Origin of the sequence: Streptomyces sp. NPDC051105, from assembly GCF_040682795.1 — a bacterium.
Lineage (GTDB): Bacteria > Actinomycetota > Actinomycetes > Streptomycetales > Streptomycetaceae > Streptomyces.
In genome coordinates, this window is sequence record NZ_JBFBBR010000016.1 from 1 (window position 1) to 13,838 (window position 13,838).

General features: G+C 70.2%; 13 protein-coding genes, 1 tRNA gene and 1 pseudogene. 4 read left to right on the forward strand and 11 right to left on the reverse strand.

Going from position 1 to position 13,838, the window contains the following annotated elements; translation table 11 throughout:
- From AB0N16_RS32220 to AB0N16_RS32240, 5 genes are all read right to left on the reverse strand, one after another.
- Window positions 1–419: AMP-binding protein (locus AB0N16_RS32220; RefSeq protein WP_365802877.1), on the reverse strand; the 419-nt coding region annotated here is incomplete at its 3' end.
- Between the two features lie 51 nt (window positions 420–470).
- The gene (locus AB0N16_RS32225; RefSeq protein ID WP_365802879.1) at window positions 471–968 is read right to left on the reverse strand and encodes a DUF3592 domain-containing protein; all 498 of its coding nucleotides are present in this window, start codon (window positions 966–968) and stop codon (window positions 471–473) included.
- Between the two features lie 130 nt (window positions 969–1,098).
- The gene (locus tag AB0N16_RS32230) at window positions 1,099–1,704 is read right to left on the reverse strand and encodes a lytic polysaccharide monooxygenase (RefSeq protein ID WP_365802881.1); all 606 of its coding nucleotides are present in this window, start codon (window positions 1,702–1,704) and stop codon (window positions 1,099–1,101) included.
- Between the two features lie 113 nt (window positions 1,705–1,817).
- A complete protein-coding gene (locus AB0N16_RS32235) occupies window positions 1,818–2,948 on the reverse strand; it encodes an SPFH domain-containing protein (protein ID WP_365802883.1) in 1,131 nt (376 codons plus the stop codon).
- 48 nt (window positions 2,949–2,996) lie between these two features.
- Window positions 2,997–4,298, reverse strand: a complete 1,302-nt coding sequence (locus AB0N16_RS32240; protein WP_365802885.1) for a peptidoglycan-binding protein — start codon at window positions 4,296–4,298, stop codon at window positions 2,997–2,999.
- Between the two features lie 186 nt (window positions 4,299–4,484).
- Here AB0N16_RS32240 and AB0N16_RS32245 point away from each other — a divergent pair.
- From AB0N16_RS32245 to AB0N16_RS32255, 3 genes are all read left to right on the forward strand, one after another.
- Window positions 4,485–4,558: transfer RNA gene (locus AB0N16_RS32245), tRNA-Lys, on the forward strand.
- A gap of 461 nt (window positions 4,559–5,019) precedes the next feature.
- The gene (locus tag AB0N16_RS32250) at window positions 5,020–6,999 is read left to right on the forward strand and encodes a glycosyltransferase family 2 protein (protein ID WP_365802887.1); all 1,980 of its coding nucleotides are present in this window, start codon (window positions 5,020–5,022) and stop codon (window positions 6,997–6,999) included.
- Complete coding sequence (locus AB0N16_RS32255) at window positions 6,996–8,933, forward strand: kelch motif-containing protein (protein ID WP_365802889.1); 1,938 nt, start codon at window positions 6,996–6,998, stop codon at window positions 8,931–8,933. Before AB0N16_RS32250 ends, AB0N16_RS32255 begins: the two co-directional genes overlap by 4 nt.
- 106 nt (window positions 8,934–9,039) lie before the next feature.
- Here the strand turns inward: AB0N16_RS32255 and AB0N16_RS32260 are convergent, their stop codons facing one another.
- From AB0N16_RS32260 to AB0N16_RS32275, 4 genes are all read right to left on the reverse strand, one after another.
- The gene (locus tag AB0N16_RS32260; RefSeq protein ID WP_365802891.1) at window positions 9,040–10,068 is read right to left on the reverse strand and encodes a glycoside hydrolase family 6 protein; all 1,029 of its coding nucleotides are present in this window, start codon (window positions 10,066–10,068) and stop codon (window positions 9,040–9,042) included.
- Between the two features lie 325 nt (window positions 10,069–10,393).
- Window positions 10,394–11,062 (reverse strand): class F sortase, encoded by a 669-nt coding sequence (locus tag AB0N16_RS32265; protein ID WP_365802893.1) that lies wholly within the window; start codon window positions 11,060–11,062, stop codon window positions 10,394–10,396.
- Window positions 11,063–11,077: 15 nt separating this feature from the next.
- A complete protein-coding gene (locus AB0N16_RS32270) occupies window positions 11,078–11,644 on the reverse strand; it encodes a hypothetical protein (RefSeq protein ID WP_365802895.1) in 567 nt (188 codons plus the stop codon).
- 130 nt (window positions 11,645–11,774) lie between these two features.
- Window positions 11,775–12,554 carry an HAD-IIA family hydrolase gene (locus tag AB0N16_RS32275; protein ID WP_365802897.1) on the reverse strand — a complete coding sequence of 260 codons (780 nt, stop codon included), beginning with the start codon at window positions 12,552–12,554 and terminating at the stop codon, window positions 11,775–11,777.
- 198 nt (window positions 12,555–12,752) lie between these two features.
- On the opposite strand from AB0N16_RS32275, the gene AB0N16_RS32280 reads away from it, so the two are divergent.
- Entirely contained in the window at window positions 12,753–12,902 is a 150-nt protein-coding gene (locus AB0N16_RS32280) for a transposase (protein ID WP_365802899.1), read from the forward strand.
- A 40-nt stretch (window positions 12,903–12,942) separates the two neighbouring features.
- On the opposite strand, the gene AB0N16_RS32285 is transcribed toward AB0N16_RS32280, so the two are convergent.
- Complete coding sequence (locus tag AB0N16_RS32285) at window positions 12,943–13,557, reverse strand: hypothetical protein (RefSeq protein WP_365803226.1); 615 nt, start codon at window positions 13,555–13,557, stop codon at window positions 12,943–12,945.
- 135 nt (window positions 13,558–13,692) lie between these two features.
- Window positions 13,693–13,818 (reverse strand): annotated as a pseudogene (locus tag AB0N16_RS32290) (GntR family transcriptional regulator); the annotation flags it as partial.
- Window positions 13,819–13,838: the final 20 nt, after the last annotated feature.

A 13,838-nucleotide genomic window follows, 5' to 3' on the forward strand; every position in this document is an offset into this window, starting at 1 on the left:
GGCACGAGCAGCGCGCGGTACGCCGGATCATCGGTGACGAGCAACCGTACGCCGGGCAGTTCGAGGCCGGCGAGGAGAGGCAGATGAGCCCGCTCGGTGACCAGTACCGGGCACTCGGTGTGCCGGATGTCCCGCGCGAGCTCGGCCCCGCGCCGGGTCGGATTGACCCCGGCGACGGCCGCCCCGGCGAGCGCGGCGGCCCCCAGCCAGAGCGGGAACTCCGGGGTGTTGTCGAGGAGCACGCCCACATGGGGCACGGCACCGGGCGGCAGCAGATCCCGCAGCAGAGCCGCACGGGCGGCGGCACCGCCGGCCACCTCGTGATGCGTCAGCACCTGCTCCTCGAACCACAGCCCCGGCCGGTGGTCACCCCACCGGGCGGCGACGGCTTCGGCGATCGTGCTCCTGTCGGAGTCCATGACGGGGCAGGATAATTGACGTGCCGTCAGATGTGGAGGCCCGTCGCCCCCTCACGGAGTCCAGTCCACCGCCCCCGGCTCCGGCCCCGTCCCCGTGTCCGAGAAGAGGAAATGCGCCCCGATCATGAAGGCCACCGCGAACCCGATGACCACCACGAGGAACGCCACCGTGCATCCGGTCCCCACAGCCAGCCTCCCCTGCGCGGGCGGCTGCGCCGTGGCGCCCTCCGGGTTCTCCGGCAGGTAGTACACCGTGACGAAGTCACCCTCGACGACGGTGGACCGCCCGTCGCTCTCGTTGATACGGACAGTCCGGCCCTCGGCCGTGGTGAACTCGAACACATGGTGGAGCGTGGTCGTCACCGACGTGTCCCCGCTGCCGCCGCTGGTGGTCGTGTACGACCGCAGACAGCGCGCCTCGGCCGTACGGCCGTGCCGCCACGCCCGGCTGATCTGGCTCGACCGCTTCAGTGTCCTGACCATCCCGAGAACCCCGACGACGACGAAGACGCCGGGAATGATGTAGAAGAACGCGTGCAGCAGGCCCATGGCAGTCCCCCGGTTCCGAACACCGGTCCGAGCGGCCGGTGGTGGCGGGAACGTACCCCTGCGACCTTCCGCAGGTCCTCAAGCGAAGCTCAGATCAGCCGGATGTTACCCAGTCGTCGAACGACGCCGGTCAGAACGTGACGTCTGAGCAGGCGTAGAACGCGTTGCCCGTGTCGGCGATCGTCCAGACCGCCACGATCACGTGGTGACCGCTCAGCCCCGACGGCAGGGTGCCGCTGTGACTGATGGTGCTCGGCGGGCGCTGGCCGTTGTAGGGGACGGTGAGGAAGGGGGTGGTGTTGAGGTCCGAACGGGCGAGGGCGTGGTTCTGGTTCCAGCCCGACTTGGTGACGTAGTACTTGAAGTCGGTCGTGGCGTGCATCGCCGTGAACTGCCAGCGGAAGGTGTACGACTGACCGCCGGTCACCTTGGTCGTCGGCCAGGCGCCGCCCGTCGGTTTGGTCGGCGAACTGAGCTGGGCGAACCGGCTCACCCCGCCGTTGCAGATCTGGCCGTCGGCGGGACCGGCCGCCGGGAAGCCCTTCGGGCCCTCGACGCTCTGCGGCTCGTACTGGATGTCGCCGCAGTTGGTCACGGTGCCGTTGGCGCAGAGCTTCTGCCTGCTGATGGGGAGGTCGGTGTAGCCGTGCCCACTGGCGCCGCCGGTGGAGAGCGCGAAGGCTCCGGCGGTCGCCACACCGAGCACGACGGCCGAGATCTTGGTCCGTTTACGCATGCTGCCGCTCCTGGAGAACGTGGGGGAGGTTCTGTGAGCCGTGCAGGTCTAGACCAAGTCTCAGAATATTGCCATCAGTTGACCGTGTCCATATCAACGACCCATCCCTCCCGTCAGGGTGCGGAGTCGGAGCGCCCCGAGCAGAACGCCACCGTCAGGTCCCGCACCAGCACCTTGCGTTCGTAGTCGTCGAGTTCGACCAGGCCGCGCATGGTCAGCCGGGTCACCGTGTCCTCGACGGAGTCCACGACGGAGGCGAGCATCCCGGCCCGCTGCTGGGCGTCGAGCGCGGCGATCCGGCGCCGGTGCATGGCCGCGGCGACCTCCGGGGCGTACTCCACCCGGACCGGCTGCACGGAGAACACCTCCAGGCCGATCCCGGCCGCGTCCGTCGCCACCAGCCGGGTCAGCGCGTCGGTGGCCATCTCCACCGAGCCCCGCATCCGGCCCGGCACCTCCACCGGCACCCGGGCCAGCGCGGCCTCCACGCACTCGCGCAGATACGTCTCGTGGTCGTCGACACCGAGCACCGCCCGCGCGGTGTCCCGCATCCGCCACACCACCAGGACGACGACCCGCAGCGCGACCCCGTTGCCGTCCGCCGCCGGCATCTCCTCGCTGCGCCAGTGCCGCAGCCGGACGTCGACGCGGCGGCGCAGCAGCAGCGGGTTGACCCAGAGCAGACCGGTGCGCCGTACCGTCCCCCGGTAGCGGCCGAACAGGCCGAGCACCCAGGCCCGTCCGGTCGCCCCCCGCGCGAGCCCGGCGAAGCCGAACAGGCCGAGCGCGCCGGCTCCGGCGTACGCGGCCCACTGCGCCGGGCCGAGTCCCGCGCCCGCGTACGCCGGAAGGCGCAGCGCGTGCACCGCGAGCGGGGGCAGCACGCCGGCCCACCAGGAGGTGGCGAGCCCCCCGGCCATGCCGCCCAGCCCGGCGGCCACCCCGGCCGCGCCGGGCAGCACCCGGGCGGGGTGTTCCACCAGTTCGGGGTCGACGGCGGCGACGGGCCGGGGCTTGGCCGGGACCGGGCGGCGCAGCCGGGGCTGTTCGCCCGTGCCCTGCCGGCGGCCGACCACGGCGGGCCGCAGCGGGACCGACACCGGGTCGGGGTCGTCGCGGAACAGCAGATGGACGGGGATCTCGGTGGTGGCCTCGTTCTGGATCAGCCGGGGGACCGGACGGGCGGGCGGCCCGCCGTCCGGGGGGTCGTCCGATTCAGGGGTGTGTGCGGTCGTCGTACTCATGCCTGCCTCCAGCCTCCGCGCCAGATGCGTCACGTGATCGTCGGGTCGTTACAGGAACAGGCGGCGCCAGGTCTCCGGCCCCGGGTAGCCGTCGGCCGCGCCGCCGCGCCAGCCCTGGGTGCGCTGGAACGCCTCGACGGCCCTGCGGTCCGCCTCGCCCCAGGCCCGGTCCGGGCCGTCGGTGTAGAAGCGGCCGAAGCCCTTCTTGACCAGCTGCCTGCCGAGCTGGGCGACGTAGTCGTTGGTGGCGCCCGGACGGAAGTAGTTCTTGCCGGGGTAGCCCGGGACCCCGTGCGAGGCGGGGGCGGGTGTGGCCGTGGTGGCGGGCTTGATGTCCTTGCCCCTGCCGGTGGCGAGGAGTTCCCAGGTGCGCGGGCCGGGCAGGCCGTCGGCGGCGGCGCCGGTCCAGCCCTGGGCGAGCTGGAAGGCCCGGGTGGCCCGCTGGTCCGAGGTGCCCCAGAGCGGGCCCGGGCCCTTGGGGTAGTGGCCGGCGCCGCCCCGGGCGATCAGCAGCCGGCCGAGCAGGGTGACGTACTTGTTGTCGGCGCCGGGACCGAAGTAGGCCGCGCCGGGGAACGGCACCGCCGTCCTCCCGGCCTGGGCACCGGCCGCGCCCGGGTCCGCGATCAGGCCCTTGTAACGGTAGGGGACGTACTTGGCGGAGTTGCTCCAGTAGGCGTAGGGCGTGGACTGGCGGCGGGCGTGCGGGGGTGTCTGCTCGTACGCCGTGTAATAGGTCTGCGTGTAGTCCGTCCAGCCGCCGAAGATCACGACGTGCGAACCCTTCTCAGGGTTGTCCGGGTTGTGGAAGAGCAGGATGTCGCCGGGCTGGAGCTCCGCCTTGGTGATCTTCGTGCCGAACTGGTCGAGGCTGCCCGTCCACTCGTTCCCGGTCAGCCCCCAGGCCATCGAGACGTAGCCGGAGCAGTCCTGCCGGTATCCGTCCGTCCAGTAGAGGGACATGCTGTACGGCACCTGGGCGGCGACCCAGATCTTCGCCCGGTTGATGATCTCCGTACGGGTGATGGGGGGCGTGGTGACCGGGCCGTGGACGGGGGTGCCGCCGGGGCCGTGCAGGGGGGACTTGGCACCCTGCGGGGTGTCAGGCTCGCCGTCCGCGGGGACGGCGGGCCGGTGGGGGGCGGGCGGGGTGCTGTGAGCGGCGGCCGTCGGGGCGCTCGCGGCGAGGGCGGCGGACGCGGCGGCGGCCACGACCAGGACGCCCCGGGCGGCCGGGTGCCCGCCGAAACGCCCGGGCAGCGGGTACGGGCCGACCCGCCGCCAGTGGACGCAGCCGGGGCATTCGCAGTCGTTCGCGGGGTCGAATTCCTCGAATACCGGGGCCGGCATGCGATTCCCCTCACACTTCGGGTTGATATGTCCGGGACTGTGCACATTGATCAGTTTCCCAACTGTCGCCCGGGTGCGCATGCTGACGGTCCGAATGATGTACAGCAGGGGGTGGACGGGGGTCCCCCCGGTGGCCGCCGGTCGGAAGCACCGCCCTCCGTCGGGTAGAGTTCTCGCTGTCGGCACGCGCCGCTAGCTCAGTTGGTTAGAGCAGCTGACTCTTAATCAGCGGGTCCGGGGTTCGAGTCCCTGGCGGCGCACAGACACCCGGAAGGCCCTCCGCAGCAGCGGGGGGCCTTCTGGCGTACGCCCCACCGGCCACGCGCGGCCGCTTCGGCATCACGCGCCCCTTTATGTCAATCACCGACACGGTCGATCCACATAATCACCACAGGTTCCACAATGAACACCTATGCCCGGTAAACACCGCGTTTCGCTCTTGCGATCATGCTCGGCACCGTAGAACCCTGGATGTCCAAAGTCCTGATGAATCGGGGCACTTGGGGGGTAGGTAACCGGTTGCCAGATCTGCGGGGTGAGGGGCCCCGGTCATGAATCGATGCCGAGGGGGGCATCATGCAACCGGACGGTCACGGTCCGTGTCCATATCTGTGGAACGACTGTGCCCCGCCATTGACGCGCCCGGCCTGATCGAGGGGGATCCGACCGGGCGGTGGGACCGACAGACACGCGCCGATCTGCGCGTGTGGGGGGATGACTCATGACGTCGACGCCGACGGGCGCCCGGCAGGAGCAGGAACACGACCCGTCACAGACATACGACCCGTCACAGACCACACAGCTCCGCGTACCCGCACACCGAAGCACCACCGGCGCCCTGCGCCGGATCAAGAAGACACTCCCGAGATACGACTACGAGCACTACAGCAGGCTCGCGGGCCCCCTCACCCAGCCCGATCCGGGAAAACCGTACAAGGTGCAGTACCGCTCGCTGCTCTCCCAGGAACCGCACCGCCTGCGCGCCGCCCTGATGCTGGGCGCGGCCCCGCTGCTCTCGCTGGTGCTGCTGACCTGGCTGCTGCAGCCCGAACACTGGACCCAACGCGACTACCCGGCCTACGACTTCCTGCCGGCCCTCGACATCGTGATGCTGGTGTCGATCGGCCTGATCGAGTTCTTCCGCTGCATGAACGTGCTGTCCAACGCGCACGCCACCCTGGTGGCCCGCGACCCGGTCCCGGTGGTCCCGGAGACCGGCACCCGGGTCGCGTTCATCACCACGTTCGTACCCGGCAAGGAACCCCTCGACATGGTCACCCGGACCCTGGAGGCGGCGGTCCGGCTGCGCCATCGCGGCCTGCTGCACATCTGGCTGCTCGACGAGGGCGACGATCCGGAGGTGAAACAGGTCTGCGCGCGCCTGGGCGTGCACCACTTCACCCGCAAGGGCGTCGAGAAGTGGAACCAGCCCAAGGGCCCGCACCGCGCCAAGACCAAGCACGGCAACTACAACGCCTGGCTGGAGGCGCACGGCGACGAGTACGACTTCTTCGCCTCCGTCGACACCGACCACGTGCCGCTGCCCAACTACCTGGAACGGATGCTGGGTTACTTCCGTGACCCGGACGTGGGCTTCGTCATCGGCCCGCAGGTGTACGGCAACTACGACAACCCCATCACCAAGGCCGCCGAATCCCAGCAGTTCCTCTTCCACGCCCTGATCCAGCGCGCCGGCAACCGCTACGGCGCCCCCATGTTCGTCGGCACGTCCAACGCCGTACGCATCAGGGCGATCAAACAGATCGGCGGCCTGTACGACTCGATCACCGAGGACATGGCGACCGGCTTCGAGATCCACCGGACGAGGAATCCGGCCACGGGGCGGAAGTGGCGCTCGGTGTACACCCCGGACGTACTCGCGGTCGGCGAGGGCCCCAACGCCTGGACCGACTTCTTCACCCAGCAGCTGCGCTGGTCCCGGGGGACCTACGAGACGATCCTCAAGCAGTACTGGAGGGGCCTGTTCACGCTGTCGCCGGGCAAGTTCTTCAACTACACGATGATGATCATCTTCTACCCGATGTCCGCCCTCAACTGGATCCTCGCGGCCCTGAGCTGCGCGCTGTTCCTGGGCCTGGGCGCCTCGGGAGTGAACATCGACCCCACCGTGTGGCTGATGCTCTACGGCAACGCCTCCGCGCTCCAGATCGGCCTGTACATATGGAACCGGCGGCACAACGTCTCCCCGCACGAACCGGAGGGCTCCGGCGGTGTGGCCGGCATGGTGATGTCCGCGCTGTCCGCGCCGATCTACGCCCGCTCGCTGATGGACGCCGTATTGCGCCGCAAGAGCAAGTTCGTGGTCACGCCCAAGGGCGAGTCGGCCAGCCCGGACACGTTGTTCGGCACGTTCCGGATCCACTGGTTCTTCATCCTGGTCTTCGCCGGCTCGCTCGCCGCCGGCTTCGTCGGCGGCCACTCGCACCCGGCGATGCTCACCTGGGCGACGCTGGCGCTGCTCATCACGGCGGCCCCGATCCTCGCCTGGCAGTACTCGCTGCGCAAGGAGAGCAGGACGCCCGCAGTCGCCGCCGAGCCGGAGGACGCGGTGCCGCCCGGCTACACCCGCGCGGCACACGCCCCGCAGCAGCGGCCCAGCTGGACGCCGGCGGGCGGCGGCGGGAACCCGGAGGACACCATGCGGATCGCGCTCGGCGGACCGGGGGGACGTAAGGAATGAACGACAGTGCCGGCGGCCGCCGGGCTCGTCGTCTCGCGATCGGCACGGCGGTGGTTCTCGCCCTGGCCGGGATGAACGGGCCGTGGGTGTACCGCTTCGGGACCGAGGAATACCACCAGTACAAGATCAACAGACCGGAGTACAAGGCCGAGAACGGCCACTGGGACGTCGTCGAGTTCCCGAAGGAGTACCGCCAGGACACCATCCACGCGGTACTCCTGCACACCGGAAAAGTGCTGCTGGTCGCGGGCTCGGGCAACAACCAGGACAACTTCGACGCGAAGATCTACGACAGCCGGATCTGGGACCCGGTCAAGGGCACCGTCAAGAAGGTGCCCACCCCCGCCGACCTGTTCTGCACCGGGCACACCCAGCTCGCCGACGGCAACATCCTCATCGCCGGCGGCACCAAGCAGTACGAGAAGCTCAAGGGCGACGTCAAGAAGGCCGGCGGCGTCATGATCCTCTACAACGAGAACCCCGACAAGCCGATGACCCTGCCCAAGGGCACCCGGTTCACCGGCAAGGGGAACGGCAAGACGTTCCTGTCCGACGACTCGGTGCTGATCCCGCGCGCGACCAAGGTCTTCGACAAGAAGACCGGCGCGTTCCTGCGGAACAACCCCGGTTACGCGCGGGTCGTCGTCGCGGCGCCGAAGGAGGGCACCCAGTACGAGACCGGCACCCAGGACAACTACAGCATCGAGGGACTGACCGGCGCCGACGCCCGCAACACCTACGGCATCGCCAACAAACTCGGCATGGACAAGCGGGACTTCGAAGGCATCAAGAACGCCTACGAATTCGATCCGGTCGCCGAGAAGTACATCAAGGTCGACCCGATGAACGAGGCCCGCTGGTATCCGACGCTCACCACGCTGTCGGACGGGAAGATCCTCAGCGTCTCGGGACTCGACGACATCGGGCAGCTGGTGCCGGGCAAGAACGAGGTGTTCGACCCGGCGACGAAGAAGTGGACGTACACCAGGTACAAGCGCCAGTTCCCGACCTATCCCGCGCTGTTCCTGCTGCAGAACGGCAAGCTCTTCTACTCCGGTTCCAACGCCGGGTACGGGCCGGACAACGTCGGGCGTGACCCCGGGATCTGGGACGTCGACACCAACCGGTTCACCAGACTGTCCGGGCTCAGCGACCCGAACATGCTGGAGACGTCCGGGACCGTGCTGCTGCCCCCGGCGCAGGACGAGAAGTACCTGGTCGTCGGCGGCGGTGGGGTCGGCGAGTCCAAGCTGTCCACGAACAGGACGCGGCTGATCGACCTGAAGGACGCCGAGCCGACGTTCGTGGACGGGCCCACCCTGGAGAAGGGGACGCGATATCCGCAGATCTCGGTGCTGCCGGACGACTCCGTGCTGGTGTCGGGCGGCTCCGAGGACTACCGGGGACGCGGCGACACCGACATCCGGCAGGCCCGCATCTACGACACCGCCACGAACTCCTTCAGGAAGGTGGCCGATCCGCTGGTGGGGCGGGACTACCACTCCGGGTCGATCCTGCTGCCCGACGGCCGGGTCATGTTCTTCGGGTCCAACCCGCTGTACGCGGACAAGGCCAACACCAAGCCGGGAGTCTTCGAGCAGCGGATCGAGATCTACACGCCGCCGTATCTCTACCGGGACTCCCGGCCGTCCCTGAGCGGCGGGCCGGCGGCCATCGCCCGGGGCGGGTCGGGGACGTTCACGTCCCGGCACGCTTCGACCATCAAGAAGGTGCGGTTGATCCGGCCGAGTGCGACCACGCATGTGACGGATGTGGACCAGCGGTCCGTCGCGCTGGACTTCACGACGTCGGGGGACCGGATCACGGTGACGGTACCGAAGAACCGGAACCTGGTGCCGTCGGGGTGGTACATGGTGTTCGTGGACGACGATCAGGGAACGCCGAGTGAGGCTCGGTGGGTGAAGGTGCCCTAGCTTTTTGTGCCGTGGCGCTCCCGCACGCGATTCTTCTGCGTGCGGGAGCGTTGCGGCGGGTCGCGGCCACCCGGCGGAGCCGCATAGGGACAGCGGCCCCGCACCCCTAGGGGGTTGACGCCTGCGCCAGTTTCAAGGCATAGGTCGGCCACCAGTTGCCCGCCTGGGGGCCGCCCTTGCAGGTGCCGTCCGACTCCCCCGGGCGCTTGACCCACAGGTACGCGTCGACCAGGGCGTCCGCCGTCTTCTTCGTCGGCGTCTCCCCCAGGGCCCGGCCCGGCGGGTTGCACCATCGCTCCTCCGGGTCGCCCCCCGCGTACGGGCCGTTGCCGTTTCTGCTGGTGTCGACGACGAAGTGCTTGTCGCCCACCTTCTCGGAGAGTTGCTTGCCGTAGGTGATGGAGTCCTGGGTGGAGTAGAAGTTGGAGACGTTGACCGCGAAGCCGTCCGCCTCGGTGACGCCCGCCTGTCGGAGGGGCTGGTAGATCTGGTCGGGGTGTCCCCAGCCGGCGTTCCCGGCGTCCAGGTAGACCTTCGTGTTCTTCAGGGTCCTGAGCTTGGTGATCGCGTCGCGCAGCAGGTCGTAGCGTTCCTCGGCGAACCGGGCCTGGGTGCAGCCGTCGACGAGGTGCAGTACGGCGTCCGGTTCCAGGATCACCGTGGCGGGGCGGTCCTGGATGCCCCGGGCGACCCCGTCGATCCACGCCCGGTACGCGTCGCCGTCGGCCGCGCCGCCCTGGCTGTACTGGCCGCAGTCGCGGTGCGGGATGTTGTAGAGGACCAGCAGGGCCGTACGGTCGGACTTCTGCGCGGCCTCGGTGAAACCGCGTGCCTCCTGCTCCGGGTTCTCCGGGCCGATCCACTCACCGGTCGGCTGCTGCGCTATCTTGCGGATCTGCTCGGCGTCGGTGTCCTTGCCGGCCTTCGCGTAGGCCTTCACCTGGCGGGCCGCGTTGGAGTCGGGGTTCACCCAGAACGGGTCCGCCTGACTGGGCTGTTGGGTGATCGCCGCGCCCGGATCCGCGGTGTCCGGCCGGTCGTCGCCGCCTCCGCCCGAGGAGCAGCCGGCGAGCAGCAGCGCCGCTCCCAGTGCCCACGTCCAGGCCGGCGGCCGGGCCCCCCTGCTGTCGTACATCCAATTCCCCCCTGGGTGCACTTGGCCAGGCGTCAATCGTGACATACCCACCGCACTCGCCACGAGATCGCCCGGCCTTGTCGGTGAGCTGTTACAGCCCGGGGTGACGGCGCGGAGGAGGCCGGGCGTCGCGAGCCGGTGAACCTTTCCGGTCGCAGCACTAGAGTCGCTCGGGGCGGCCCGGCCCCCGGCCGTGCCTTCCCAGCCTCCCGCGCCCGCCGCCGGGTTACTCCCGCAGCCCGGGCGCGCGCGGTCGAGGACCGGCCCGGCCGATGGTCTCAGGGGAGCGGACCGTCGACCGGGCCAGGTGCGTCCGGTACGGCTTCTATACGGCGGTTCCGGTGAGGTACGCGGAGACGACCACGTTCGCCGTGTAGCTGTGGGTGGTCCGGTCGAAGGCGCCGCCGCAGGTGATCAGCCGGAGTTCGGCGCGGCCCGACTCGCGGGTGCCGTAGGCCTGGTGGGCGTCGAAGTGGTCGCGGGGCAGAACCTGTACGTCGTCGATGGTGAACTCGGCGACCGTGCCGTCGGCGCGGACCACGCGGATCGTCTCGCCGGGGTGCAGGGCGCTGATCTTGTAGAAGACCGCGGGCCGGGTCTCGGTGTCGACGTGCCCGACCAGGATCGCGGTGCCGGCGGCTCCCGGTTCGGTCCCGGAGCCGTACCAGCCGACCACGCCGGGCTGGTCGAAGGGCGGTGGGTCGATCCCGCCGTTGCCGTCGAGGCCGCGGGCGACCACGGGGGCCTGTACGCCCAGGTCCGGGATGTCGATGCGCTCGGGCGGGGCCGAGCGCAACGGCCTGGCGGCGGGCGGGAGTTCGGCGCCGACGGGGCGGCCGACGGCGGCCACGTCACCCGTGGTGGGGCCGGATATGCCGTCGGGTACCTCGGTCACCCCGCGGCCCCACAGCCACAGCCCGAGCAGCAGGATCGCCCAGGCCACGCCAGTCAGCAGCCGCCCGGTGCCGGCGGATCGTTCGGTGTCGTCGGACATCGTCGTGCTGTCTCCTCAGCGTGAGCCGCGGTTCCGCCGGGCGCCGAGCAGCCCGACGGCGGCCGCGGCGAATCCGGCGAGGACGAGACCGGTGACCGCCTGCGCGGTGTCGGGACCGGTCGAGCGGGGCTCGACCGAGGCGAGCGGGGCGGTGCCGCCGCCGCCCGCGTGCACGGGCGCGACCGGGGTGGCGGGCAGGACGCCGGATCCGTCCGGCCGCCCGGCCTGCGACTGCGCGAGCGGCGACTGTCCTACGACGGTGACGGTGCCGCCGACGACGGCGCCGGCACAGGTGACCTTCACGTCGTAGGTGCCGGCGCCGATGGTGGAGCGGACCTGGCTCTGGCCGGTCAGGGTGCCGTCGTAGCCGCTGAGGCGGGTGTCCGAGACGAAGGCCTCCGAGGAGGCGGCGCCGGTCGTGCCGGAGCAACCGCTCACCCGCAGCGCCACGACCGAGCCCGGAGCCGGGGAGGCCGGGGTCACGGTGACTCCCTGGCCGTCCGCCGCGTGGGCGGCCGCCGGGGAGAGGCCGGCCGCGCAGGCCAGCAGTCCGGTACAGAGAGTGAGGCGAAGTGAGCCCATCGTGAACCTCCAGATATCTGGAGGCTCCCCCGCACCGGGCGCCCCCGCATCCTCGGGGGGCGCCTTGTTGCTCCGTACGAGTGAGATCAGGTTTGGTGCCCGGCCGGTCGGACGCGGCTCGGACGGCGGTTCAGATCCGGTCGACGAGGTCCGCGATCGAGTCCACGACCTGGGAGGGACGGAACGGGTAGCGGTCGACGTCGTCCGGCTGGGTCACGCCGGACAGCACCAGGAAGGTGCGCATCCCGGCCTCCAGGCCCGCGAGGACGTCGGTGTCCATCCGGTCGCCGATCATCGCGGAGGTCTCCGAGTGGCCTCCGATCGCGTTCAGCCCGGCCCGCATCATCAGCGGGTTGGGCTTGCCGACGAAGTACGGCTCCTTGCCGGTCGCGGCGGTGATCAGCGCGGCGACCGAGCCGGTCGCGGGCAGGTCGCCCTCGACGGACGGGCCGACGTTGTCGGGGTTGGTGGCGATGAACCGGGCGCCGCCGTTGATCAGGCGCACGGCCTTGGTGAGCGCCTCGAAGGAGTAGGTGCGGGTCTCGCCGAGGATCACGAAGTCGGGTTCGTGGTCGGTGAGGATGTACCCGATGTCGTGCAGCGCGGTGGTCAGGCCGGCCTCGCCGATGACATAGGCGCTGCCGCCGGGCCGCTGGTCGTCCAGGAACTGGGCGGTGGCCAGGGCCGAGGTCCAGATGTTGTCGACCGGCACGTCCAGGCCCATCCGGCGCAGCCGTGCGTGCAGGTCACGGGCGGTGTAGATGGAGTTGTTGGTGAGGACCAGGAAGGGCTTCTCGGACTCCCGCAGCTTCTTCAGGAAGGCGTCCGCTCCGGGGATGGGCACGCCCTCGTGGATGAGAACCCCGTCCATGTCGGTGAGCCATGACTCGATGGGCTTGCGGTCTGCCATGTGGTGCGTCTCCTGGCGTGCGGATGGCGTACATGCGGTCATGCGTGAGCGGGGGCGCCGGAACCACGGCGTACCGACGCCCCCAGCCTAGTCAGGACGGCGGACTTAGGCGCCTGGCTCTGCTTCGAGGACGAGGCAGGTCAGGGCCTGAGGCCGCCCAAAGGCCGCACCTGGGACCGCCGAGACCGCACCCCGCTCGTGAAGGTCACCGCCGCGGGCACCAAACGGATCTCGATGGCGGCGTTGATCTGCACCAAGGCCGGCCACCGGCCACGGCTGATCTACCGCATCCACCTCGACCGCGGCCCCGCCGAAGACCGACGCAAGGGCTTCGCCGAGACCGACTAGGCCTCGACCTACAACCGCCGCATCCCCAGGCGTTAAAGATCTAGAGGGCGCTAGGGGGCAGCAAGTGCGGGGCGCGGTTGCCGAGGATGCCGAAGATCAGCAACTTCGCCAGGCCGCGCAGTTCCGCCAGGAAGGCGACATCGACTTGGCCCTCCCTGGCCCAGATGCCGGCGAGGGACTCGGCGCAGGCCTGAGCCAGGTCGCTGTTGAAGTCGCCGTCCCGGACGGCCCGGATCAAGGCCGCCTCGACGAACGGACCAGAGAGGAACTCCAGAGCCCACGCCGCTTCCTCCTGCTCGTCCTCGCGCGCCGTGGGGTCTTCGAGGAGGTGTACGAGCAGAACCGCGCGCTCCTCGTCCGGGATCTCCGGATCGCTCCACACCGGGCCCGGCGACGAGACCGCTGCCGAGTCCTCTTCCCCACTGCGGTGCCGCTCCTTCCTGAGCAGCCTTGCCAGCCAGTTCCTCATCTGGAACAGATCCTCGATCCCGTCCACAATTGCCCTCGCCGATCCCGCTGCCGACCACACCCCGACCTGCCCGCCGAAGGAGCCGGCCCTGGCGCCGTAGCTCGCGCTCGCAAGCCGGCCCGCCGGGCTCGCCCCGTCGTGCACGGCCGTCTGCGTGCGCTGGGCCGCTCGGCGGCGTCGCCACATCGTAGATGTCGTACGCGACAGCTGTGGCGAGCAGCAGCCTGCCACCGATGGCGGTCGGCCTTGCCAAATCGATGGCTCCGCGGCGCCCACGGCCCGTCCAAGGGGATGTGCGCCTTCGTAACCCCAGCCGTTGAAGATCTCTAGCTCGCGCGGCGCCTGCCGGATGGTCTCGCGGGCGACGCCATGCGCCTCCGACAGGTCGCGCTCGGTGGGGATGGCGTCGCCCTCCCCCAGATCGCCGACGAGATGATCGATCCGCGCCCCCTTGCGTGGACTACCCG

Bases quoted from the DNA above. Each gene is read 5' to 3' on its own strand.
- AB0N16_RS32225 (WP_365802879.1), bottom strand. From the start codon at position 968: ATGGGCCTGCTGCACGCGTTCTTCTACATCATTCCCGGCGTCTTCGTC.
- AB0N16_RS32230 (WP_365802881.1), bottom strand. From the start codon at position 1,704: ATGCGTAAACGGACCAAGATCTCGGCCGTCGTGCTCGGTGTGGCGACC.
- AB0N16_RS32235 (WP_365802883.1), bottom strand. From the start codon at position 2,948: ATGAGTACGACGACCGCACACACCCCTGAATCGGACGACCCCCCGGAC.
- AB0N16_RS32240 (WP_365802885.1), bottom strand. From the start codon at position 4,298: ATGCCGGCCCCGGTATTCGAGGAATTCGACCCCGCGAACGACTGCGAA.
- AB0N16_RS32250 (WP_365802887.1), top strand. From the start codon at position 5,020: ATGACGTCGACGCCGACGGGCGCCCGGCAGGAGCAGGAACACGACCCG.
- AB0N16_RS32255 (WP_365802889.1), top strand. From the start codon at position 6,996: ATGAACGACAGTGCCGGCGGCCGCCGGGCTCGTCGTCTCGCGATCGGC.
- AB0N16_RS32260 (WP_365802891.1), bottom strand. From the start codon at position 10,068: ATGTACGACAGCAGGGGGGCCCGGCCGCCGGCCTGGACGTGGGCACTG.
- AB0N16_RS32265 (WP_365802893.1), bottom strand. From the start codon at position 11,062: ATGTCCGACGACACCGAACGATCCGCCGGCACCGGGCGGCTGCTGACT.
- AB0N16_RS32270 (WP_365802895.1), bottom strand. From the start codon at position 11,644: ATGGGCTCACTTCGCCTCACTCTCTGTACCGGACTGCTGGCCTGCGCG.
- AB0N16_RS32275 (WP_365802897.1), bottom strand. From the start codon at position 12,554: ATGGCAGACCGCAAGCCCATCGAGTCATGGCTCACCGACATGGACGGG.
- AB0N16_RS32285 (WP_365803226.1), bottom strand. From the start codon at position 13,557: ATGTGGCGACGCCGCCGAGCGGCCCAGCGCACGCAGACGGCCGTGCAC.